The sequence below is a fragment of the Eubacterium sp. CAG:161 genome, from assembly GCF_000432355.1.
Lineage (GTDB): Bacteria > Bacillota > Clostridia > Lachnospirales > Lachnospiraceae > Eubacterium_G > Eubacterium_G segne.
On record NZ_HF991872.1, the window covers coordinates 65,077 to 90,297 of the forward strand.

Sequence of the window (25,221 nt, forward strand, 5' to 3'; positions counted from 1 at the left end):
CTGCCACAATCACCGTGGGACTATGCCTGTTTCCGGTGTCATTTTGAATTATTAAAACAGGTCTGACTCCTCCCTGTTCAGACCCGATTACCGGTCTTAGGTCGGCATAGAAAATATCCCCTCTTCTTATTACCATTTTTTCACACTCCAAATCATCTAATGTCTTACTAGTTATAGTATTCCACATTTTGGAATGTGTATTCAAAAGATTATTTTAAATTTAATCCCCGGCCTTACAAATCTATTTCATAATCATCTGTGAAGTAGTCTTTCGTGCCAATTACCTTACCGTTTTTTAAATACACCCTTGGAACCCTTTTACCTAAATCACATACAAATTCATAATTAAAAGTTCCTGCAAGTTCCGCTAAATCATCTATTTTGATTTCCTCGCTTCCATCAGTTCCTGCTAATGTAACCAAATCTCCTACTTTTACGTCCATTCCCGTAACATCTACCATAAACTGATCCATGCACACGCGCCCTACAATATTAGCGCGTTTTCCATTAATAAGAACATAGCCTTTATTGCTTAAATTACGTGGATATCCGTCTCCGTATCCTAAAGGAATAGTAGCTATTTTCATGTCATCCTTTGCAATATAGGTCTGACCATAGCTTATTCCCCGTCCTTTTTCGATATTTTTAACGTAAACAACGTGGCTGTAAATTGCCATGGCAGGATACAATTTCATATTGTCCTTATCCATTTCATCTGATGGATACAAGCCATACATTGAAATTCCGGCTCTTGACAGACTAAGGGATGTTTTTTTCATTTCCATCATTGCCGCACTGTTAGCACACTGATGTATAGGAATTTTAACCCCTTTTTCTTCCACCAGATTAACAAAGTTTAAAAATTCTTCAAACTGCTTATCTGCAAAGGATTTGTCTTTATAATCCGCCTTGGCAAAATGGGTAAATATTGACTCAATTTTTATATTTGGCAGCTTACTGATTTCCACAATTTCCTCTGCAGCTTCATTAGACGGTATGTATCCTATTCTGCTCATACCTGTATCTACAGCAATATTTATTTTTAATACTTTGTTAAGATTAACTGCATGTTGTGACATAACCTTTGCCATATCCAATGTAAACACGGGAGGTAACATATCTTCTTCTATCACCATATCGTAAGTACATTCCTGGGTATATCCCAGTATAAAAATTGGCTTATCTATGCCATGTCTTCTAAGGTTATGGCCCTCGTAAGCCGTAGCTACGGCATATCCGTAACATATATCATCTAAATCCTTAGCAATAGGTACTGCCCCATGTCCGTAACCATCTGTTTTTATTACTGCAACTATTCCTGTATTTTCATTTAATCTTTCCTTCATAATCTCTACATTTTTATGAATCATATCTAAGTCAACTGTTGCATAACCTCTAAAATACTTGTCAATTTCCATAATTTCACTTCCTGTTAATCTGTAATTACACTTTTTATTTCTTCAATAATATCTGTAGCCATAAGACCTGTTTTTGATACTTTATGGGCTGCCATATCACCTGCTAATCCGTGAACGTAAGGTCCCATTACCGCTGCCTTTTCAAAATCACAGCCTATACCTATAAGGGCTGATATTATACCTGTAAGGGCATCACCACTTCCTGCCGTTGCCATTCCATTATTTCCCGAAAGATTAATGTAAATCTGTCCGTCAGTTGCAATAACGGTTCTTGCATCCTTTAAAACCACATTGGCACCGTACCTGTAATTAAGCTCTTTGGCATAATAAATAAGGTTTTCTGCAATTTCCTTAACAGGTTTATTTATAAGTCTGCTCATTTCTCCTAAATGAGGAGTTAAAATTAATTTCTTATGAAAGTTCTTTTTAACCCTTTCATCTGCAGCAATATTGTTTATTCCGTCAGCATCAATAACTGCCGGGATTTTTGACTCAATTACCTGCTCCACAATCATCTGCTGTATGGTTCCTATTCCTATTCCCGGCCCCACAGCCACAACGTCACACCAGTTTAAACATGCTTCAAAGGCTTTTTTGTCAAATTTTTCTGTGTTGTATGTATTAATCATAGCCTCAGGAATTAATTTTGCAATAATATCCCTGTTATTTTCGTGGGTAAAAATTCTTACAAGTCCTGCTCCTGCCCTAAAGGCAGCCTTAGCACACAAAACAGCGGCTCCTGAAATATCCCTGCTGCCTGCCACTATCAGGATTTTTCCAAATGTTCCTTTATTAGAATAATTAGCTCTCTTTGGAATCATTTTCAAATCATCCACACCGGCATATTCTAATATTTCCGAAGCCTCATTGTAAGACTGTACCGGATAACCAATGTCTGACACCTCTACCTGTCCGCAGTAATCAGCTCCCGGATATAATACCGTGCCTATTTTGTGACAACCGAAAGTTACAGTATAATTGGCTTTTATGGCACATCCCATAACTTCACCGGTATCTCCGTTAATTCCTGATGGAATATCAACGGCATAAATAATATTTTTCATTTTATTTATTTCCGAAATAAGCTGTTCGTATGTACCTGTAATGTCCCTTGATAAACCTATTCCAAATAAAGCATCAACTACCACATCGGCATCTATAACACTAGATACCACAGGAACTCCTATTTTTTCCACAATACTTAACTGGGTTTTAAATTCCTCTGTTGCCTTTTCCTTATCTCCTATAACAAAAATACAGATGTTATATCCTAAAAGATACAACATCCTGCCTATAGCAACACCATCTGCCCCATTGTTACCAATGCCTGCAATAACCTGTATTGTTATATTATTTTTTTGTTTTCTTTCATTTTTGTCAATTAAATCAGCTACACTTTTTGCTGCTCTTTCCATCAAAACCAATGATGGTATTCCAATCTCATTTATCGTATAGCTGTCTATTTTCTTCATATCCGTGCCTTTAACGATATTCTCCATGAGTATGCTCCTATTTGTTTAAACTATTGTTTTTTTCTGAAATTCTATATGTAAGCTTCATAAGGCTCTCTGACAGATGGACATTTTCAACAATAATGTCTCCCGAAACTCCTAAATCCGTATGGGCAAAATTCCAAAATGCCTTTATGCCACACTCTACCAGTTTCTCAGCTATTTTCTGTGCCGGTTCCTTAGGTAATGTAAGTGCCACAATTTCCACATTATTTTCCTTAACATAATCGTATAAGTATTTAATGTCCAAAACCTTACCGCCTGCTGTGTCTTTACCTATCAGTTCAGGATTCTTATCAAATAACGCAGTAATCTCAAATCCCCTGTTTCTGAAATTGCCATAATTGGCAATTGCCTGACCTAAATTTCCTGCACCTACAATAACCATTTTATGTGTTACGTTAAGTCCTAAAAGCTTTCCGATTTCTTCATATAAATACTGAACATTATAGCCGTATCCCTGCTGTCCGAATCCGCCAAAATTGTTTAAATCCTGTCTTATCTGGGATGCTGTAACATTCATTCTTTTACTTAACTCTTTTGAAGATATACGCTCAATATTTTCCTGTCTTAGTTCATCTAAATATCTATAATAACGAGGCAGCCTTGAAACAACTGCTTTTGATATTTTATTCATGCTAACTCCTCATTCTTTTTTCTCTAATGTTTAATTATAAGTACATAGGGAAACATTGTCAAATATTTATCATTCTTTTATTTTTGGGATTTTCTCATAATTTCAGCCTATATTAAAGTTGATGGGATTTATAAACATATAGTTTAAAAATATGCTTATTTATGGTAAACTGTTTTCCAGGAAAATTTACTTTTACAGGAGAAAACAAATGATATTATCATGTAATCATATATCAAAATCTTATGGTGTTGACACTATTTTAGATGACTGCTCTTTCTTTATTAATGATAATGAAAAAGCAGCCATTGTGGGAAATAACGGTGCCGGCAAGTCAACCATAATGAAAATTCTAATAGGGGAACTTAGCGCTGATAATGGAAATGTTACCATTGGCAAGGATAAAACCATCGGTTATCTTGCCCAGTATCAGGATTTAAGCTCCACTAATTCCATATATGAAGAAGTAAAATCCGTTAAGCAGGACATAATTAACATGGAACAGCGCCTTATGGGATATGAAAGGGAGATGGCTAACCTGTCAGGTTCTGCCCTTCAAAAACTTATTGAAGACTATACTAATCTTGAACATCGCTTTCAAATGTTAGATGGTTATTCATACAAAAGCGAAATTGAAGGTGTCATTAAAGGTTTAGGATTTACTTCTGATGATTTTAATAAAGAAGTGGGGAAATTATCCGGAGGACAGAAAACCAGAGTTGCCCTTTGTAAACTCCTTTTAGGAAAGCCTGACATTATAATGTTAGACGAACCTACTAACCATTTGGATTTAAATTCCATTAAATGGCTGGAAAATTATCTTTTAAACTATAAAGGTGCGGTACTTATTATAGCCCATGACAGATATTTTCTTGACAGAATCGTAACTAAGGTCATTGAAATTGAAAATCATAAGTGTCATATTTATGATGGCAATTACTCCGCCTTTGCTGAAAAGAAAAAACAGCTTAGAGAGGTGCAGCTTAATCTTTACCTTAAACAGCAAAGTGAAATTAAACATCAGGAAGAAGTTATTGCCAAACTTCGCTCTTATAAACAGGAAAAGTTTTACAAACGTGCTGAAAGCCGTGAGAAGGCTTTAGATAAAATTGAATTAGTGGATAAGCCCGAAGAATTAAATGCTGCCATGAATATTACCCTTGAACCTGACTGTGTAAGTGGAAATGACGTTTTAACTGTTCAAAACCTTTCTAAGTCTTACAACACACTGCTTTTTAAGGATATTAATTTTGAAATCAAACGTGGCGAGCATGTTGCCTTAATTGGTGATAACGGTACAGGTAAAACTACTATATTAAAAATCATCAATAATATTATTTCTGCCGATAGCGGTATGGTAAAGTTAGGTACTAACGTGCATATCGGTTATTATGACCAGGAACAGCATAACCTTACTGACAGCAATACACTGTTTGAGGAAATTGCAGATGCCTATCCTGATATGACTAATACCAAAATCAGAAACACCTTAGCTGCATTTATGTTTACGGGTGATGACGTTTTTAAATTAGTTTCCGATTTAAGCGGTGGCGAAAAAGGTCGTTTATCTCTGGCAAAGCTTATGCTTTCAGAGGCTAACTTAATTATTTTGGATGAACCTACCAACCACCTGGATATGACTTCAAAGGAGATTTTGGAAAATGCCATAAACAGCTACACCGGTACAGTATTTTATGTGTCCCATGACCGTTATTTTATTAACCGTACTGCAAGCCGTATTTTGGAACTAACTCATACTAAATTAATTAATTACCTTGGTAATTACGATTACTATGAAGAAAAAAAAGAACAGCTTACTGCTACCTTCGCCCCGGAAATTGTCAAGGAAAAGGAAGCAAAAACTGTTTCAGATAATAAACTTGATTATTTAGAAAGGAAGGCTGAAGCCGCAAGGATTAGAAAATTGAAAAATGACATTTCTAAAGTTGAAGAGAAAATAAAAAAATATGAAGACAGATTAAATGAATTAGATGAAATGCTTGAGGATCCTTCCGTATCTACCAATTCAGCTAAATTAAACGAAATCAGTAAGGAACAAAACGATATCAGTAAGAAGCTTGATGATTTAATGTTACAGTGGGAAGAGTTGTCAGACCAGCTTTAATTATTTGATTTTATCAAGGTTATTTATTGTATTTTAGGCTGTTTTATTCTATACTAGATATATCATTTTACATTTAAGGAGACTATCATTATGGAGAATAGAAAAGTTGTAGTCGCTCTTGGAAGAAATGCCTTTAGCGAGTCATTTCCTAAGCAGCAGGAGCGTGTTAAATTAGCTGCTAAGGCTATTGCAGACTTAGTAGAAGAAAAATATGAAGTTATTATTACTCATAGTAACGGACCTCAGGTTGGAATGATTCAGACAGCTATGACTGAGTATTCAAGACTTGACCCGGACAGAACTGTTGCACCTATGTCTATATGTGGTGCCATGAGTCAGGGATACATAGGATTTGACTTACAAAATGCCATTAGAACTGAACTTTTATCAAGAGGAATTTACAAACCTGTAAGTACCATTATTACTCAGGTCAGAGTTGATCCTTTTGACCGTGCATTTAATGCTCCTTCAAAGGTTATCGGACGTCTTATGACAAAGGAAGAAGCTGAAAATGAAAAGAAAAAGGGAAATTATGTAGAATACGAAGAAGGCGAGGATGGTTACAGAAGAATAATTGCCAGTCCAAAGCCAATTGACATATATGAAATTGATGCCATTAAGGCTTTAGTTGATGCCCATCAGTTAGTTATTGCTGCAGGTGGTGGCGGTATTCCTGTATTACAGCAGCGTACAGGTCTTAAAGGTGCCAGTGGAATTATAGAGAAGGATTACACAGCTGCAAAGCTTGCAGATATGCTTGATGCTTCTACCCTCATGATTCTTACATCTAATGATTATATGACTATTGAAAAGGAGGGTGCTACTGAAACATTAAAGAACATTTCTACAGATGAGGCTAAGGAGCTTATTGATGCTGGATACTTTGATCCTGTTACATCACTTCCTAAGATTGATGCTTCACTTTCATTTGTTTTAGCAGGTAATGACAGAAAAGCCATTATTACTAACTTAAGTAAAGCCAAAGATGGTATCAGGGAAAACATCGGTACCATCATCAAATAATCTTGTTATAAAAAACGGTTGAAATCATAATTTCTGAAATTCAACCGTTTTTTTATGTTTATCTCTTTAACGCGTCATAGGCTTCCTGAAAGAAAAACTCCTGGGAATTAATTGGTTCATCATCATTTTCTACTTTGTGATAAACACCTTCATTGTCCATATACCTTGCCTTAATATTATCTTTTAACATAATATCAAAAATATGTCTAATCCTGTTCTTTATATTTTCATCATAAACCGGTGCTGCCACTTCTACTCTTCTCACAGTATTTCTTGTCATAAAGTCCGCTGAAGAAATAAAAATTTTATCTCTGTCCTTTGTTCCGAAAATATAAATTCTGGAATGCTCTAAATATCTTCCCACAATACTAATTACCCGGATATTTTCTGTATATCCCTTAACTCCTGCCACAAGACAACATATTCCACGAATAACCATGTCAATTTTAACCCCTGCCTGGGATGCCTCAACTAACTTTTCCATTATCTTCTTGTCAGTTAATGAATTAAGTTTAAGTCCTATGTAGCCTTCGCCACCATTTTTTACATGATTAATCTCATCTTCTATCATTTGAATAACCTTATTCTGAAGACATTTTGGTGCCACAAGGAGATGATTTGTCTGTTCCATAACCTGAGCCATACAAATTTTGTTAAATGTTTCAGAAACCTCCTGGGCTATCTGTTCATTTGAAGTCATAAGAGACAAATCTGTATATAGCTTTGAAGTTTTCTCGTTGTAATTACCTGTGCCAATCTGACTTACATGCTTTATGTGTCCCTCTTCGCTGTAGGAAATAAGGCATATTTTTGAATGTACCTTTGTATGGTCAATTCCATATATAATACGGCAACCTGCCTCTTCCATTCGTCTTGACCATTCAATATTATTCTGCTCATCAAATCTCGCTCTAAGTTCCACCATTACCACTACTTCTTTTCCATTTTCAGCAGCTTCAATCAGCGTTTCCACTACTCTGGAATCCTTTGCTACCCTATACAAAGTCATTTTTATGGACACAACCCTTTTATCATAAGCTGCTTCCTTTAATAGTCTCAAAAATGAATTAATGCTTTCAAAGGGATAGCTTAACAAAATATCCTTCTCTTCTATCTGGGCAATCATCGGACGGGATTCATCAATATTAGCTGACAGCTGAGGAACCCTTCTGTTAAAGAATAATTCCTTTTTATTTCTTAAAACATCCTGTATTTTAGATACAAAAGAAAGCTCTAACGGAGACTCTGAATAAAACGTCTGATCCATGCTTAAGTCAAGTTCCCTGCACAGTGACTTAATAACCTTTTCATCCAGCATCCTTGAATACTCTAATTTTACAGGGCAAAGTCTCCTTCTTACCTTTATAAGTTCCTCCATGGAGTCCCTGTAATCCAGTGCGTCATCATCAAACTGCTGATCATCTATGTCAATATCAGCATTTCTTATAATTCTAATTAAAGACTTACTTTTAACTGTATATTTTTCAAAAATCTTCGGCATAAAATGAAGAATCAGTTCTTCCACCAACATATATTTATTTTTGCTTGATGGAATCTGTACCAATCGGTTAAACACTCCATTGCTGCAAGGCACAATACATAACTTTTCATTACTTTTTGAGCCAAGAAGAGCCACAGCATATATTTCCCTGTTATTAAGGAACGGGAACGGCTGTTTCTTTCCCACCACCTGTGGTGAAAGAAGAGGCATAACAGTGCTGTAAAAATACTTCTCTAAGTATGCGGCATCTTCATCTGAAATTTCCTTAAAACTAATAAGTTCAACTCCCTGCGTTTTAATTTCCTTCATTAATTCCTCATATACATCGTCTTTAATTTTAAGAAGATTTTTGGTGTGTTTAAAAATATGCTCTAGCTGTTCACTTGCCACCATTTGTGTCTTGTTTTCCTTAATAGTGTTATCTAAAAGCATCTGATCATAAATTGAACCCACTCTTACCATATAAAACTCATCTAAATTACTAATGAAAATATTGGCAAAGGACAGCCTTTCACAAAGAGGAACCCTCTTGTCAGCTGCTTCTTCTAACACACGTTTATTAAATTTAAGCCAGGATAACTCCCTATTATCATAATAAGGTTTCTTCTTGAACTTTGGCTTATTGCCGTGCTTTTTGCTTTTTGCCATATTGTACTTATTATCCTTAACTTCCATTTTTTCCTCTTTTTTTATTTCCTGTGAAACTCTCTCTTCCATAACCCTCTCTTCCTTCTTAAACTTAAGTGCCTTACCTATAGTCAAAACTATTGCACCGGCTATTCTCCTAAACATATTCCTAATTTTTTTGCCTGTAGCACAAGTTGATTATCAATATTAACCATCTTAGTTTTACCGGCAACATCACTTAATGGAACACTTGATATTTTATTATCCACAAAGGTTGCCATATAACCATATTTTTTATTTTCAATTAATTCTCCTGCCATAACTCCCAGCCTTGTAGCCAATACTCTGTCATAAGCACATGGATTGCCACCTCTTTGAATGTGACCTATTGAAGCAGTTCTGATTTCTTTGTCAACATATGGTTCAAGTTCCCTTGCCAGTCTTTCCGCTGCTATCAGGTTTCCTCCCTCTTTACGTTTTTTCTTCAATTCTTTCTTTGTAAGCAGGCTTTCTTCTTTTGAAATAATTCCTTCCGCTGCCGCAATAATTATATATTTCTTACCTCTTTTTTCCTTTTCTTCAATATCTTTTACTACTGCATTAATATCGTAAGGAATTTCAGGTATTAATATAATATCTGAGTTTGAAGCAATTCCTGCGTGAAGCGTAAGCCATCCTGTTTTGTGTCCCATTACTTCTACCACAAACACCCTTCCGTGGGATTTTGCAGTTGACTGAAGTTTGTCAATATAATCTGTTGCCACATCAATAGCTGACTGAAATCCAAAACTTACATCAATTCCCTCTAAGTCATTGTCAATAGTTTTAGGAAGTGTAACCACATTTAACCCCTTTTCAAATAAAAGATTTGCTGTTTTGTGGGAACCGTTTCCTCCTGCAACCACTAAACAGTCAAGACCTGTTTTCTTATAAGTGTCAATCATTGACTTAACCTTGTCACGTCCTTCTTCGTCCGGCTCATTAATCAGCTTAAAAGGTGTTCTGGAGTTTCCAATAACAGAACCTCCTAAATTTAAAATATCTTCAAAGTCGTCAATCTTCATTTTTTTATAATTGCCCCTTATAAGACCTTTATATCCGTCTAGGAAACCATAAAACTCAACTTTATTTCTTTCCTTTTCATACAGGTACTTTGCCGTACCTCTCATTGCTGCATTTAATGCCTGACAATCGCCTCCACTTGTTAAAAAACCTATTTTCATTGATAAGTCCTCCTTAATACATTATTTTTATTCCGTGCATTAAGCGAAATCTTATTACTATCTTTCCCAAATACACTGTATATTACCACGTTTTTATAAAATCTATATAAATTATATCATATATTTGTGTAAAGTTTTTAATTACACTTTTAAAGCTTTGTGAGTTTATACAAATCATAATATATTCCCTGTTTCTCCATTAATTCTTCATGGGTTCCCTGTTCCTCTATTCCATTTTCAGTTAAAACCAGTATTTTTTTAGCATTTCTAATAGTTGAAAGTCTGTGGGCAATAACTAAAGTTGTACGGTTTTTGGCTAATTTTTCCATTGATTTCTGAACGATTTTTTCACTTTCGTTATCTAATGCGGATGTTGCCTCATCAAAAATCAAAATAGGTGGATTTTTAAGGAATACTCTTGCTATGGATAAACGCTGCTTCTGTCCTCCTGATAATTTTATTCCCCTTTGACCAATATCCGTATCAAATCCCTTTGGGAGAGACATTATAAAGTCGTAGGCATTTGCCTCCTTTGCGGCCTCTATTACTTCTTCCTTAGTGGCATCAGGTCTGCCATATTTTATATTGTCAAATATAGTTCCGGCAAAAAGATACACATCCTGCTGTACCATTCCTATGTTTTTTCTCAAACTGTTAAGTTTTATGTTTCTGATATCCTGCCCGTCAACGGAAATTTTACCGTCAGACACTTCATAAAATCTTGGTATAAGATTACATAAGGTTGATTTTCCCGCACCGGAGGAACCTACTAAAGCTACATATTCCCCTGCATTTATATCTAAATTAATATGTTTTAAAACTCTGTGCGCATTATCATTATATCTAAAGGAAACATTGTCAAAAGAAATATTTCCTTTAACATTTTTCAATTCTATAGCATCTTCCCTGTCCCTGATTTCCGGTTCTAACTGTAATATTTGCTGAAATCTCTCATATCCTGAATATCCGTTTTGAAACTGTTCCGTAAAATCAATTAATGTTTTCACCGGGTCAGTAAAAATGTTAATATAAAGTAAAAAGGTCAGTAAATCTGTTATACTTACGGCATTTCTAGTAATCATAATTCCACCTGATACAATTACAATAAGGTTTATCATTGTATTAAAAGCTGTAAGTCCTGAATTGTATCCGCCCATGTAATGATAACTGTTTTTCTTTGCGTCTAAAAATGCATCATTTCCCACTTTAAACTTTTCATTTTCTATATCTTCATTGGCAAAAGATTTAACCACTCTTATTCCTGATAGATTATCCTCTATCTGTTCATTTATAGCAGCAATTTTTACACGATTTTCCCTAAATGCCCTTTTCATTCTTTTGTTGAAAAAGTATGCATACATAATCATAAAAGGAATCAGCACAAAGGCTGCAAAGGCAAGTTTTACGTTTATACTCATTAAAATAATGAGAGCACCTATTATTTTTATTACTGAAATAGTTATATTTTCCGGTCCATGATGCAAAAGCTCCGTTATCTCAAATAAATCTGATGTTATTCTGGACATTAACTGTCCTACCTTTTGGTCATCATAAAAAGAAAAAGGCATCTTTTGAAAATGTGCAAATATTTCTGCTCTCATATCATATTCAATTCTTGCTCCCATAACATGTCCGTAATTTGAAATATAATAATTACAATAGCATTGAAACAATATAAGCAGTGTAACTACTACGGCAATAATTACAAGAGTTTTCATTGCTTTATCCCTATCCATATAAATAACAGTTGATGTAACATACCTTACAACCAAAGGTATCACAAGTGCTACTGCTGATGCCATAATTGCAAAAAACATATCCGTGAAAAACACTCCTTTATATGGCTTGTAGTATGATATCATCTTTTTTAATGTCTCTCTCATTATTTTGCTCCTGATTTCTTTGTTAATTTGGATAATAGTTTTGTTTATACTAAAGACCTCCGGCATTGCCGAAGGTCTTTAAACTAAATTGTGTAAATTTATTTCTTAGCCTGTTTATTCTTTATAGTAAAGTATCCGCTTGATAATGAGTTAGCTCTTGACACTTTAATATAATATGTACCTTTTTTCCAGTTACCCCATGAGTTATATTGTGACTTTGATCCACTCCATGTGCTACTTGAAATAACTTTTCCACTCTTATTTATAATCTGAATTTTAACGCTTCCTGTTAAATCTCCCTGAAGTATAAAAGCAGGCTTCTTTCCCTTTTTGAGAGCTATCTTATACCACTTGGCAGATTTATCACCGGCAGTAATTAATCCCTTAGCTGTCTTATTATACTTAATAGTAACAGCTTTCTTTCTACTGCTTCCTGCCTTTGCTTTAACAGCTGTGTTCTTTACATTAATTGTATGTAAGTTACCATTTCCGGCTGCCGTATTACCACTGGTGCCATTTGACTTAACTTTAAAGTAATAAGTAACACCCTTCTTTACTGCGAAAGTAAACTTATTAAAGTTATATCCTGATAATACCCATTCTTCATCTGACAAAGCCTTCTTCTTTGAGTTTAACAATGTAAGATAACTTCCATGTTCGTAGGAAAAACTTACTGTAACCTTTCCTGTTTTTTCAGCCTTATATTTAAATAAGTATTCATCACTTCCACTGTTTCTGTAGTAAGTAATTGTCTGACCTGACTTAATATTTCTTTCTCCTCTTAAATATAAACGAGTGGAAATATTAACTGTGTTAGTATACACGCTGTCATCATATACTGATGATTCTAATCTAATGTAATATGTTCCCCTGTTACTTAAAGCAACATACCCTTTAGCATTAACCTCACCTACTGTAAGATACTTGAAAAAACCTGTTATTCTGTTAGTGCACTGAGCATCAGTATAAATTTCTACTGTCATATTTTTATCCAGTCTGACAACATTAATATTTAACTCAAGAGCTCCCGGCTCTGAAATATTAACCGGAATTACTAAGCCCTGATCACTTTTCTGTCCCGGAAACTTATCATTTTGTGTAAAAGTATAAGTTTTCGTTGCACTCTTTTCACTACCTGTTACTGACTTGGTTGGTGTAATAGTATCAACTGCCAATACTGCAAATGACATGGCAAACATCATTACAGCTAATGAAGCAACTAATACTAACCCTTTCATAATTTTCTTCATCTCTTAATCTCCTTCTAATATTATATATTGAGATTACATCAGCCCTTCTAAAGTTTTACGAATTGCTAATATAAATTCCTCCGTATTAAGTTTTTTCTTATTTTCCAATGTTGAAATAAGATATAAATCTCCTGTCATTTCTCCATTTTCAATTGTATCAATACAAGCCTTTTCAAGCTTATCTGCAAATGCCATAAGTTCAGTAAGATTATCAAGTTCTCCTCTCTTTCTAAGAGCACCTGTCCATGCAAAAATAGTTGCAATCGGGTTAGTTGATGTTTCTTCTCCCTTTAAATACTTATAGTAATGTCTCTGTACTGTTCCATGAGCAGCTTCATATTCATAATATCCGTTAGGTGAAGCAAGCACTGATGTCATCATTGATAATGAACCAAATGCTGTAGCAACCATATCTGACATAACATCACCATCATAGTTCTTACAAGCCCAGATATATCCACCTTCTGATCTCATTACACGGGCAACTGCATCGTCAATAAGTGTGTAGAAATACTCGATTCCTGCTTCATCAAATTTTTCCTTATATTCATTTTCAAAAATATCTGCAAAAATATCCTTAAATGTATGGTCATATTTCTTTGAAATAGTGTCCTTTGTAGCAAACCATAAATCCTGTTTTGTATCAAGAGCGAAATTAAAGCAGCTTCTTGCAAAACTTTCTATTGATTTATTTATGTTATGCATACCCTGAATAATTCCCGGTCCGTCAAATTCGTGAATTAATTCTCTTGTTTCCTCTCCTGCTTCATTAGTGTAAACAAGTTCTGTCTTTCCGGCTGCTGGAATTTTCATTTCAACACCCTTATAAACATCACCATAGGCATGTCTTGCTATTGTAATAGGCTTTGTCCAATTTTTTACATATGGCTCGATACCCTTAACAATAATAGGTGCTCTAAATACTGTTCCATCAAGAATTGCCCTGATTGTTCCATTAGGGCTTTTCCACATTTCCTTTAAGTTATATTCAGGCATTCTTGCAGCATTAGGTGTGATTGTTGCACACTTTACGGCTACACCGTATTTCTTTGTAGCTTCTGCTGAATCAAAAGTAACCTGATCATTAGTTTTATTTCTGTAATCAAGTCCCAAATCATAATACTCTGTTTTTAAATCAACAAAAGGTAATAATAATTCGTCTTTGATAAGTTTCCAAAGAATTCTTGTCATCTCGTCCCCATCCATTTCAACAAGGGGAGTAGTCATTTTAATTTTATCCATTTCTGTTTCCTCCTAAGATTTTGTAGTATCCTTGTAGATTATATCTAAATTCCAAAGGAAAGTAAACCAAAAAGTGGTAAATGACCTTTTCTCAAAAACAGATTGCCCCTTTTTCAGGGACACTTTGTAAATATTACCATCAATTATAACTTATCTACTTAATTTTTGCAGATTTAACATTACTCCATTTTTTTGCAGTTACTTTTTTACTACCGTTTTTTTTGTAAGACTTTACCCTAAAGAAATACTTTTTATCAGCCTTTAATCTGCTAAGGGTTGCTTTTGTTTTTGTAACATACTTACTCTTAGCTCCCTTAAAGTTTTTCTTTAAAGAATACTGTATCAAATATCCATCAGCATCACTAACCTTTTTAAAGGAAACTGTTGCTTTTTTCTTTCCTGCTTTTACTTTTTGCAATGTTGTTTTTGCAGGAGGAACATTCTTCATCCTCTTTTGGTCTGCTGATGTCCATTTATTAAACTTATAAATGCCCCATTTCCCATCTATCTTCACTGGATTTAAATTATTTGTTGACTTACTGATACTTTGAATTTGACCTTTTTTAAAAATCACAGTTCCATCTGTAGCAGACATTACTTCATAATTACAATCTTTTCCATTTCTGATTTCATAACCATATGCTATATTTCCATCAAATTCTAAATAACCATGTTTTCCAAAGCTATATGCTTTTTTACCTTCTCCACAGTATAATTTCCAATTTTTATTTTTATCCCTAATTGCCAGTTTTTTGATTTTTCCCAAACTATCTGATTCATAAGAACACATTGTTCCTGAAATAGTTTTCTTACCATTTTTCGTAATTACATAACTAGATGTAATCTGATAGTCGTTATTATAAACCTTCACCAAAAATGCATCTTTTTCAAATGCCACCGGGACAATAGACGAATTATACGGCAATGAAGTAACTTTCTTTCCATTATAGTCAAATAAATAAGTATTCTTCCATACACCTCTATTAGAAAAAACATCTATTTTAAGCAGATTTAACTCCTTGTATTCATCATATGAATAAATATAACAATATGCTCCCTCTCCAATTTCTGATGTATTTTTTCCATCTTTTGAAACTAAATATAGCTTTCCATTTTTGTATGCTGAATAATAGTCTGCATCTGACACATCAACGTCTTCGTATCCTGTCAATATTTTTGTTAATGAATATGTATTAATTATATCTGCTGCTTCATTACCATTCTCTTTATTATATTTTACTATTACATTATTTCCGTCTTCTGTGCAATAAACGTAATCACTATTATAATCAAACTGTTTCTTTATTTTCTCACCAGAATCCATAATGGTAACATTTCCTGTAAGCCTACCCTGTTGATAAGTAATAATTGTTGAAGCGTTTACTTTATGAATTTCTTCAACGCTGTCTGAAATTGAAGATTTCTGCCTTTTCCCTGTATTTTTATCAACAAAATACCACTGATTATTAGCCTTATAATATATTTTTTCATTTATCAATGATACCTTAGAAATAGTTTCACTGCCATTTGCTAATGTGATTTTCTTTTCAACACTTAATGATGGGAAACTATATCTTACATACTCGTTGTTATTATACAATTCCAACGATGAACTATTTACTTCGTTGTTGTAATATTCTCTATTATTTACATCACTTACAATCTTTCCATCCATATTTACCCATAAAGTCTTATATTGTGATATATTATCATCATTTTCTGAAATTGTATCAACCTGTATAATATCTTTATTTATCTGCTCCCAATAAGAACCTGTTCCCATATCTGCAACAACAGTTCCATCTGCCTCTACCATTTTGTAATAGAATCTGGTATATCCGTCTTCTTCAGAGCCATCTAAATATTTACATCCCAAATAGTGCTTCTTATCCTGAAGTAAACATAAATTATCGAATTTTTCCTTTCCCTTATAACCCAATGAATCTTCATTTATTGTCTGATTTTCTTTTGTTATTTTTCCATTATAATCAATTAAATCATATGTGCCATCATAAAATCCAAGAATAATTTGTCCATTCTGTTCTTCTGAATAATCGTATTCTTTTGAAAGTTTTTTAATAAGTTTTCCATTTAAATTTCTTATGCTCCACTGTGAATTTTTATCACATAGTAAAACTACTTTTCCGTTAAAAACCTGTGCACTTACATAAGAACACGGAATGATTACTTTTCCATTCTTGTCAACCAATCCCCATAAATCCATATCATTTTTGCTTTTTCCCACAATTATGGAGTTGCCATACATTCCATCAACCATGTCGTATGACAGCTTAGGCTTAACCACTACGTTATATGCCTTTTTTGCCGTTGCAGCAGAAGTCTGTACTGCCCCCACAGGTATCATTCCTACTAACATGGTTGAAGCCAATAAAACCGCCCCAACTTTTTTCATTTTTTCTTTTAAATTTTCTTTCATTTGAAATCTCCCTCTTTTTTGTATCTTTTTATCTCTCTAATTCTATTACATCATTAGAGAATATTCAATATTGCATTTGCATTAACCAGACCTGCTCCCTGCCTGTTTTTATCCATAGACATATCTATGGCATTTTCTTTAAGTATTTTTTTACATTCCACATTGGTTAATTTATCCTTCTTATTTAACATTAAAGCAACGATTCCCGTAACAATAGGAGTTGCCATGGAAGTTCCGCTTTTTACCACATAAGAATAGCCTTTTTGCCATAAATTAGAACAGCTTATGATTTTGTTCGCCGGTGCCACAATATCAGGTTTTATAATACACTGCTTAGTAGGTCCTCTTCCGGAATAATTATAAGTATATTTTCCGTTTACAAACACCTTAACATTATCATTATCTGCTCCCACGGTAATTATTTTTTTACAATCCCCCGGTGTTGAAATAGAATTAGCCCCCGGGCCATTATTTCCTGCCGCAGCCACCACCACATAACCTAAATCCCATAACAATTCAACTTCATCTGTAAGCCTTTTCCCTGCCCTTTCATCATTGCTTAATGTTCCAAAGGATAAATTTACCACTCTGATTCCATACCGTTTACCATTATCAATAATCCAGTGCAGTCCGGTAATTACATTCTCTTCTTTACCCATTCCACGGTTGTCTAACACTTTTAATGATACAATTTCACTTTCAGGTGCAACTCCCATTATTTTTCCCTTTGACATTTTACCGGAACCTGCAATAATTCCCGACACATGAGTTCCATGCCCCTCATCATCATATATACCATGCCTTTCCTTTACAAAATCCCTAAAATATATAATACGGTTATCAAAATCTAAATGCCTGCTTATTCCACTGTCTAAAACAGCCACTGTAATTCCCTTTCCTCTTATCCCCCGATTGTGAATATTATTTATTCCTAATTTTTTTATTACTCTGTTCATATTTCCTCTATTGTTAAATTTAATATAATATATGCTTTTGTAATTGCCACCGACATTATTTATATAATTTAGATAAATTTGTAAACAAGACAGGCACTATGCCATATTATTTAGTGTAAACAAAAATTTAGGGAGATTTAACATGAGTGATTTAGCAGCAACAAACTGCGGATGCGGTTGCGACGGAGGAAACAATAACTGTTTATTCCTTATCCTTATTCTTATTTTCTGTGGAGGATGTGGTAATAACGGATGTGGAAACGGAATTTTTGGTGGCAATGACTGCTGTTCAATAATCTGGTTATTCTTAATCTTAAGCTGCTGTGGATGCGGTAACGGTTCATTCTTTGGCGGTGGCGGAAACGGTTGTGGTTGCGGCTGCTAGTTAATGATACTGATTTTTATGAATATGATTTAGAATGCTTATTAAATAACGCCTTATATGGTAAACATTTGTCTGATACTAACTTCTTAACATTGCTAATATGCCTAAGCATTTTAAATAATTAATCAGCATAAACTTTAATAACCGCAAGCCCAAAGCAAATGGAGGATTACAGCCTAATGGAAAAGCAACAATTAAAGCAGACAAAATATGATTCCTTAGTTACTAACCGCACTATGCAGTTAGTAAAGGCTGTAATACCTTACATAAATAACGATGCCGGTACCCTTATTGGCATGCTTATTAAATTTCAGGAATTACAAAATGCCGCAAGAATTAATAATAATGTTGCCATAGCAGCCATGAACGCTGACAAGCACAAAGGTATGGAAAGCATGCTTGACGACATTAAGGATTTTTTAGATGATGACAACCGTGAAATGCTTGAAAATATAATGAGCATAATGGAAATGATGAGTATGGACGAAAATGCCATGAATGATTTTATGGGCAGCTTTATGGGCGGTGATTTTAACCAGACTAATAATAATTAATGGAGGATTTTATGTCTAATAACAAGTGGATGGATGACCCTGTATTAGAGGGTATTTCAAATGAGAAATTAGAAATGCTTACAAAGATAATTGAAGGTGCAAAAGGAATGGAGCCTAAGCAAATGCTTACATATTTTATTCAGCAGTCAAATGCTGCCGGAAAACAGGGTATTAACTTTACCAATTCCGAAACAGATTTAATACTCAATGTTTTAAAAGAAGGCATGACACCTGAGGAAATTAAACGTATAGATACTGTGAAACGTATTATGGCAATGTTAGAGAAAAATAAACGAACCGGCAAAAATTCTAAATGACAAGAATTTTTGATTGTATATGGCATAAGTATAGTCTCTTTTAACGAGCAACCAAAAATAAGACCTGCATTGTTTTTCACAAACGCAGGTCTTATTTTACTCTCTAAGTCACAAAAAAACCGCCCTGGGGTTAATGAACTTATTAACTCCATGACAGCTTTTTTTGTAATATATTCACTATATATTATTTAGCAACAATATTTATAATTCTTCCCGGAACATAAATTTCCTTAATAATGTTTCCTGTTAATTTGTCACCTAAAGCTTCCTTGCCCTGTGCTATGGCGTCATCCTTTGAAATGTCAGCAGGTACACTGATAACAACCTTTGTCTTGCCGTTAATCTGTACAGGAACCTGAATTTCATCATCCTTCATCAAATCCTCGTCAGCTTCCGGCCACTTGTTATTTTCAAATACGCTTCCTTCTTTTCCTAGCATCTCCCATAACTCTTCTGCAATATGTGGCGCAAAAGGTGATAAAAGTGTTACGAATGTTTCGATTGTTTCCTTGTCAACTCCGCCTTCCTTCTTAGCGATTTCGTTGAACTTGTTATTGTATTCCATGAAACCTGAAACAACGGTATTTAAGCTAAAGTCCTCTAAACGTCTTGTGATAGTGTGTATCATCTGGTGACGTAATTTAACCATTTCATTTGTAGCCTTTACATCAGCTTCAATGCTGTTTACGGCTAACTTCCAGAATTTAGTAATAAATCTGTAAACGCCATCAATACCTCTCTCATCCCATTCGGAATCAAGTTCAGGTGGTCCTACAAACATTTCATAAATTCTTAATGAATCACAACCGTAATCCCTTACTAAATCATCAGGTGAAACAACATTTCCCTTGGATTTGCTCATTTTGATACCGTTTTTACCGGTAATCATACCCTGATTAAATAATTTCTTAAATGGTTCCTCAAAATCCACAACACCTATATCATACAAGAACTTTGTATAGAATCTTGAGTAAAGTAAGTGCAATACTGCATGCTCTACACCACCGATATACATATCTACAGGCAAATACTTATCTGCTTTTTCCTTAGATACTAATTCCTTATCGTTTTTGTTATCAACATATCTTAAGAAATACCATGATGAACCTGCCCACTGTGGCATTGTGTTTGTTTCACGTTTAGCAGGCTTACCGCAACATGGACATGTTGTATTTACCCACTCATCAATTGCTGCAAGCGGTGATTCACCTGTACCTGTTGGTTCATATGACTCAACATCCGGCAGTAATAACGGTAACTGGTCTTCCGGTACCGGAACAGGTCCACAATCAGGACAATGTATGATTGGGATAGGCTCACCCCAATATCTCTGTCTTGAGAATACCCAGTCACGTAACTTATAATTAACAGTTGCTCTTCCAAAGCCCTTTTCCTCAATAATATGAGGAGCTTCCTTCTTAAGAACTGATGATTCCATTCCGTTCCATTCACCGGAATTAATCATGGTTCCTACAGCTTCTGTATAAGCTTCTGTCATATTTTCTATTTCTTTTCCGTCTTTTGCAATAACCTGAATAATAGGGATATTGAATTTAGTTGCAAATTCAAAGTCTCTGTCATCATGTGCAGGTACACACATAATAGCTCCTGTACCGTAATCTGCAAGTACATAATCTGAAAGCCAGATTGGAACCTTTGCACCATTAAGTGGGTTAATTGCATAACTTCCTGTAAATACACCTGTTTTTTCTTTTCCCTGAAGTCTGTCTACTGATGACTTATTTGCTGCCATCTGGATATATGCTTCCACATCTTTTTCTGTTTCCGGTGTAGCCAGTTCTCTTGCCATGGCATGTTCCGGTGCAAGTACCATAAATGTTGCACCATGAAGTGTATCAGGTCTTGTTGTATAAACTGTAATCTTCTTATCTGAATTTTCTAATTTAAAATCAACCTCTGCTCCATATGACTTACCAATCCAGTCTGTCTGCATTTTTTTAACCTTCTCAGGCCAGTCCAGCTTGTCAAGGTCGCTTAAAAGTCTGTCTGCATATGCCGTAATCTTAAGCATCCACTGTTTAAGATTTTTCTTTGTAACTTCTGCGCCACATCTTTCACAGCATCCGTTTACAACCTCTTCGTTTGCAAGACCTGTTTTACATGAAGGACACCAGTTAATAGGCATTTCCTTCTGATAAGCAAGTCCTTTCTTAAACATCTGAACAAAAATCCACTGTGTCCACTTATAGAACTTAGGATCTGTTGTATTGACTTCCATATCCCAATCATAAAGAGCTGCTATTTCATTAATCTGTCTCTTAATGTTTGCAATATTATCTGCTGTTGATTTTGCAGGATGTGTCTTCATTTTAATTGCGTAATTTTCTGCAGGTAGTCCAAAAGCATCCCATCCCATAGGGTGAATGATATGATATCCGTGAAGCATCTTATAACGGCTCCATACATCGCTGATAACATATCCTCTCCAGTGTCCTACATGAAGACCTGAACCTGACGGATATGGGAACATATCAAGACAATAGTATTTTGGTTTTGTGGTATCTTTATTAATTGGTGATATTTCCCAATTATGACGCCACTTTTTTTCGATTTCCTTATGATTATAAGGTGTTGCCATAATTTAATTCCTCCTAAAAAAATGCATGTATAATATGGTGTGGTATTAATCCACTTATATTTTAAAGCCAAATTTATTTAACTTTAATATCCTTTATTCTTCTGTTTCATCCTGTGAAACAGCTTTTGTTGTTTTCTCTTTCTTCTTTTTTTTCTCCGGCTTTTTAGTTGTTTCTTCAAGACCGGCTTTCTGCTTTCTTATCTTTTCTAAATCCTTTGGCGGTGTATATTTCTTATTTGAGCCTGAATCTCTTAAAACTATCTTCACCATTACCTGATACGAACCCACATTTCCAGCCAAATCCTGTGCTTTTATTACTACCGGAAACTCTCCTTCATCTAACTCATCCTTATTAACTGTATATACGGTTATTTTGCTTCCACTTTCATTGGTAGAGGCGCATGCCTTAACCATATTAGTTATGTTAGTTATGTTAGACTCACTATTCATGTCTTTTTTGTCTTTACTTGCAACTTCATATACAAAGCTATCCTTAGAACATGAAACCTTAGGTGGTATCGTGTCAATAACCTTAAATTTCTGTGTAAGCTTTAAAGTCTTTTTTGAAGAAAGCTTATACTTAAAAGTAACCTTTATATCTCCTGTTTCGTCAGTATTTATTTTATTGTATTTAACTAAACCTGTTTTGTTTTTACCATTTTCATCATATAACAAAATATTACCTAAATAATTAGGTTTGTAGCCTCTTTCCACATAAACAGTACCGCTGCCACTTACAAGTTCTCCGCTTTTTATTTTCATGTACGGATTGTCACTTTCTGTGTCGGTAGGGTCCCAGCCACAATACTTTTGTGCCTTTGTAAATTCTTCAAAAGGCACCTGTAATTTGTCACCCTTTTGTCCGTTTACAACAGAAACCTCTGTCCCTGTTTTGCAATTTTCATAAATCCAGTCAGAATCCCCTGCACTTAACAGTACACAGGCTCCGTAACTTTTTTTCTTTCCAATTGCATTGTATGAACTTTTATTTAAAGTATAGTTATACTTATTGTTGTATCCTGCCGACTGTATCCAGGAACTGTCTCCAAACATAGTGTTGTTTTTATGCCAGCTACCATTAATATCAAGCCAGGAATAGGTCTTTGATGTTTTATACTTTCCTTTTTTCAAATCACGTCCAACGGAACATCTAAAGCTCTTATATGCCGTCTTTGTTTTCCTATCTTTTGAATAACGGTAAACAATTAAAGCATTAAGCTTTTTATTAATCTGGATATAATAATCATCCAAGCCCTCAACATCTGCCTTTTTAGTCTCATTTTCTATACCTTTACCACTAAGACCGCCGGCTTTTTCAGCCTCTTTATTTACCTTTCCCTGAAAGTACATCAGCACGCCAAAAATTATGCCTGAAACAATTAAAATTTCAATAATCATTATTAAAGCATTCTTTAGTTTTTTGTTTTGAAGTTTATGTTTTACACTCAAAATTTCTACCTCTGTGTGATGTTATTCATGCTAAAGGTCTGAACAATCAAAAGCTTATTTTTGAAAAATACCTTCGACCTCAAATTTATATTATACAACATTATCGTCATTTTTCAAGAAGTGTAGTTTATATTATAGCATCCTTCATTTCTTTCACATATTCTCCTACATATGAAACACTGTCTTTTCCGTATTTTGCCACAATTTTAACAATGGCACTACCTACGATAACACCCTCAGCGTATACACTCATTTCCTTTGCCTGCTTTGGAGTACCTATACCCAAACCTATGGCACATGGAACATCAGTGTTTTCTTTTACTATTTTAGTCATTGCCCCTATATCTGTTGTAATGTTGCTTCTTACCCCTGTTACTCCAAGAGATGAAACCACATATACAAATCCCCTTGCTGATTTTGCAATTTTGGCAATTCTCTCTTTTGATGTAGGTGCAATAAGTGGAATCAAATCTATGTTTTCCTTATCACAATAAGGTGCTAATTCCTCTCTTTCCTCATAAGGACAGTCAGGAACTATTACCCCTAAAATTCCACATTCCACACATCTTTTCATAAACTTTTCTGTTCCATATCTGAATATTACATTAATATATGTCATAAAAACCAAAGGAATATGTACTTCATCTTTGATTTCCTTAATTGCATCAAAAAGTTTGTCAGTTGTACAGCCTCCCTTTAATGCCCTAAGGTCTGCCTCCTGAATAACACTTCCCTCTGCTATAGGGTCTGAAAAAGGTATTCCCACTTCAATTATATCTGCACCTTTATCCTGCATTTCTAAAATCAGCTTCTTTGTTGTTTCTAAATCCGGGTCTCCCCCTGTTATAAATGCTATAAATGCCTTTCCATTTTTAAATGCTCCACTTACCTTACTCATAAATCTTTACTCCTCTATATCTTGCAATGGCAGCCACGTCTTTATCTCCACGTCCTGACACGTTTATTACTACTATTTTGTCCTTACTTAATGTTTTTGCGTATTTCATTGCATAAGCAATGGCGTGGGAACTTTCAATTGCAGGAATAATTCCCTCTGTTCTTGATAAATATTCAAAAGCCTCTACTGCCTCCACATCTGTAATCGGAACATATCTTGCTCTTCCCGTATCATGTAAATTGGCATGTTCCGGTCCTATTCCCGGATAATCCAGACCTGCTGATATGGAATATACCGGTGCAATCTGTCCGTCTTCATTTTGACAAAACAGTGATTTCATTCCATGAAATATACCTTCTGTTCCATTTGCCACTGTTGCTGCATTTTTAGGATTATCAACTCCAAGTCCTGCTGCCTCGCATCCTATTAACTCAACTGATTTATCCTCAATAAAATTATAAAATGCTCCCATGGCATTTGAGCCTCCACCTACACAGGCAATAACTGCATCAGGAAGTCTTCCTTCTTTTTCCATTAACTGTTCCTTAATTTCCTTACTGATTACACTTTGAAAATCTCTTACAATTGTAGGAAAAGGATGAGGTCCCATTACTGAGCCTAACACATACAATGTATCATCCATTCTGTTAGTCCATTCCTTCATTGCCTCATTTACGGCATCCTTAAGAGTCATGGTTCCACTGGTAACTGCATGAACCTTAGCCCCTAAAAGTTCCATTCTGAAAACATTTAATGCCTGTCTCTCACAATCTTCCTTTCCCATGAATATTTCACATTCCATATCCATAAGAGATGCTGCCGTTGCTGTTGCCACCCCATGCTGTCCTGCTCCTGTTTCTGCTATTACACGGGTCTTTCCCATTTTTTTTGCCAGCAATACCTGTCCTAAAACATTGTTTATTTTATGGGAACCTGTATGATTTAAATCTTCACGCTTTAAATAAATTTTTGCTCCCCCTAAATCCTTTGTCATTTTTTCTGCATAATACAAAAGTGACGGTCTTCCTGCATAGTTGTTTAATAAATCTGTTAATTCCTCATTAAACCCTTTGTCATTTTTATAAAATTCATATGCTTCTTCCACTTCGTTTATGGCTGTCATTAATGTTTCCGGAACATACTGCCCGCCATGAATACCAAATCTTCCTTTGCTCATCTCTTTTCTTCC

20 protein-coding genes are annotated in these 25,221 nt (G+C 34.8%); 5 read left to right on the forward strand and 15 right to left on the reverse strand.

Translation table 11 applies throughout. The features are described from left to right. The 4 genes from Q5O30_RS08190 to Q5O30_RS08205 form a co-directional block, all read right to left on the reverse strand. Window positions 1-136: type II toxin-antitoxin system PemK/MazF family toxin (locus tag Q5O30_RS08190; protein ID WP_302674670.1), on the reverse strand; the 136-nt coding region annotated here is incomplete at its 3' end. A gap of 97 nt (window positions 137-233) precedes the next feature. Next, on the reverse strand, window positions 234-1,418 hold the full coding sequence (alr, locus tag Q5O30_RS08195; RefSeq protein WP_021953267.1) for an alanine racemase: 1,185 nt from the start codon (window positions 1,416-1,418) through the stop codon (window positions 234-236). A gap of 14 nt (window positions 1,419-1,432) precedes the next feature. After that, window positions 1,433-2,917, reverse strand: a complete 1,485-nt coding sequence (locus Q5O30_RS08200; protein WP_021953268.1) for a bifunctional ADP-dependent NAD(P)H-hydrate dehydratase/NAD(P)H-hydrate epimerase — start codon at window positions 2,915-2,917, stop codon at window positions 1,433-1,435. Between the two features lie 10 nt (window positions 2,918-2,927). Further along, on the reverse strand, window positions 2,928-3,566 hold the full coding sequence (locus Q5O30_RS08205) for a redox-sensing transcriptional repressor Rex (protein ID WP_021953269.1): 639 nt from the start codon (window positions 3,564-3,566) through the stop codon (window positions 2,928-2,930). Window positions 3,567-3,774: 208 nt separating this feature from the next. Between Q5O30_RS08205 and abc-f the strand changes: the two genes are divergently transcribed. After that, window positions 3,775-5,688, forward strand: coding sequence for a ribosomal protection-like ABC-F family protein (gene abc-f / locus Q5O30_RS08210; RefSeq protein ID WP_021953270.1), 1,914 nt, complete (start codon window positions 3,775-3,777; stop codon window positions 5,686-5,688). 90 nt (window positions 5,689-5,778) lie between these two features. Further along, window positions 5,779-6,711, forward strand: a complete 933-nt coding sequence (gene arcC / locus Q5O30_RS08215) for a carbamate kinase (RefSeq protein ID WP_021953271.1) — start codon at window positions 5,779-5,781, stop codon at window positions 6,709-6,711. Window positions 6,712-6,769: 58 nt separating this feature from the next. On the opposite strand, the gene ppk1 is transcribed toward arcC, so the two are convergent. The 7 genes from ppk1 to Q5O30_RS08250 all read right to left on the reverse strand — a co-directional run bounded on the left by ppk1 (window position 6,770) and on the right by Q5O30_RS08250 (window position 17,830). Next, a complete protein-coding gene (gene ppk1 / locus Q5O30_RS08220) occupies window positions 6,770-9,004 on the reverse strand; it encodes a polyphosphate kinase 1 (protein ID WP_021953272.1) in 2,235 nt (744 codons plus the stop codon). Next, the gene (locus Q5O30_RS08225; protein ID WP_021953273.1) at window positions 8,989-10,062 is read right to left on the reverse strand and encodes a 6-phosphofructokinase; all 1,074 of its coding nucleotides are present in this window, start codon (window positions 10,060-10,062) and stop codon (window positions 8,989-8,991) included. The genes ppk1 and Q5O30_RS08225 overlap by 16 nt, the downstream gene beginning before the upstream one ends. Window positions 10,063-10,211: 149 nt before the next feature. Then, window positions 10,212-11,945 carry an ABC transporter ATP-binding protein gene (locus tag Q5O30_RS08230; RefSeq protein ID WP_021953274.1) on the reverse strand — a complete coding sequence of 578 codons (1,734 nt, stop codon included), beginning with the start codon at window positions 11,943-11,945 and terminating at the stop codon, window positions 10,212-10,214. Between the two features lie 98 nt (window positions 11,946-12,043). After that, a complete protein-coding gene (locus Q5O30_RS08235) occupies window positions 12,044-13,195 on the reverse strand; it encodes a peptidase (RefSeq protein WP_021953275.1) in 1,152 nt (383 codons plus the stop codon). A 33-nt stretch (window positions 13,196-13,228) separates the two neighbouring features. Next, window positions 13,229-14,437 (reverse strand): NADP-dependent isocitrate dehydrogenase, encoded by a 1,209-nt coding sequence (locus Q5O30_RS08240; RefSeq protein ID WP_021953276.1) that lies wholly within the window; start codon window positions 14,435-14,437, stop codon window positions 13,229-13,231. Window positions 14,438-14,591: 154 nt separating this feature from the next. Next, the gene (locus tag Q5O30_RS08245) at window positions 14,592-16,874 is read right to left on the reverse strand and encodes a fibronectin type III domain-containing protein (RefSeq protein ID WP_021953277.1); all 2,283 of its coding nucleotides are present in this window, start codon (window positions 16,872-16,874) and stop codon (window positions 14,592-14,594) included. 53 nt (window positions 16,875-16,927) lie between these two features. Beyond that, a complete protein-coding gene (locus tag Q5O30_RS08250; protein ID WP_021953278.1) occupies window positions 16,928-17,830 on the reverse strand; it encodes a S8 family peptidase in 903 nt (300 codons plus the stop codon). Between the two features lie 142 nt (window positions 17,831-17,972). On the opposite strand from Q5O30_RS08250, the gene Q5O30_RS08255 reads away from it, so the two are divergent. From Q5O30_RS08255 to Q5O30_RS08265, 3 genes are all read left to right on the forward strand, one after another. Beyond that, window positions 17,973-18,215 (forward strand): hypothetical protein, encoded by a 243-nt coding sequence (locus Q5O30_RS08255; RefSeq protein ID WP_021953279.1) that lies wholly within the window; start codon window positions 17,973-17,975, stop codon window positions 18,213-18,215. 179 nt (window positions 18,216-18,394) lie between these two features. Next, a complete protein-coding gene (locus Q5O30_RS08260) occupies window positions 18,395-18,769 on the forward strand; it encodes a hypothetical protein (RefSeq protein WP_021953280.1) in 375 nt (124 codons plus the stop codon). 11 nt (window positions 18,770-18,780) lie between these two features. Then, on the forward strand, window positions 18,781-19,086 hold the full coding sequence (locus tag Q5O30_RS08265) for a hypothetical protein (RefSeq protein ID WP_021953281.1): 306 nt from the start codon (window positions 18,781-18,783) through the stop codon (window positions 19,084-19,086). A gap of 184 nt (window positions 19,087-19,270) precedes the next feature. Here Q5O30_RS08265 and leuS read toward each other — a convergent pair whose 3' ends face one another. The 4 genes from leuS to trpB form a co-directional block, all read right to left on the reverse strand. Continuing rightward, entirely contained in the window at window positions 19,271-21,685 is a 2,415-nt protein-coding gene (gene leuS, locus Q5O30_RS08270; RefSeq protein WP_021953282.1) for a leucine--tRNA ligase, read from the reverse strand. Window positions 21,686-21,778: 93 nt separating this feature from the next. Beyond that, complete coding sequence (locus Q5O30_RS08275) at window positions 21,779-23,134, reverse strand: L,D-transpeptidase (RefSeq protein WP_021953283.1); 1,356 nt, start codon at window positions 23,132-23,134, stop codon at window positions 21,779-21,781. 127 nt (window positions 23,135-23,261) lie between these two features. Beyond that, entirely contained in the window at window positions 23,262-24,032 is a 771-nt protein-coding gene (gene trpA, locus Q5O30_RS08280) for a tryptophan synthase subunit alpha (RefSeq protein WP_021953284.1), read from the reverse strand. After that, window positions 24,025-25,209, reverse strand: coding sequence for a tryptophan synthase subunit beta (gene trpB, locus Q5O30_RS08285; protein ID WP_021953285.1), 1,185 nt, complete (start codon window positions 25,207-25,209; stop codon window positions 24,025-24,027). The genes trpA and trpB overlap by 8 nt, the downstream gene beginning before the upstream one ends. Window positions 25,210-25,221: the final 12 nt, after the last annotated feature.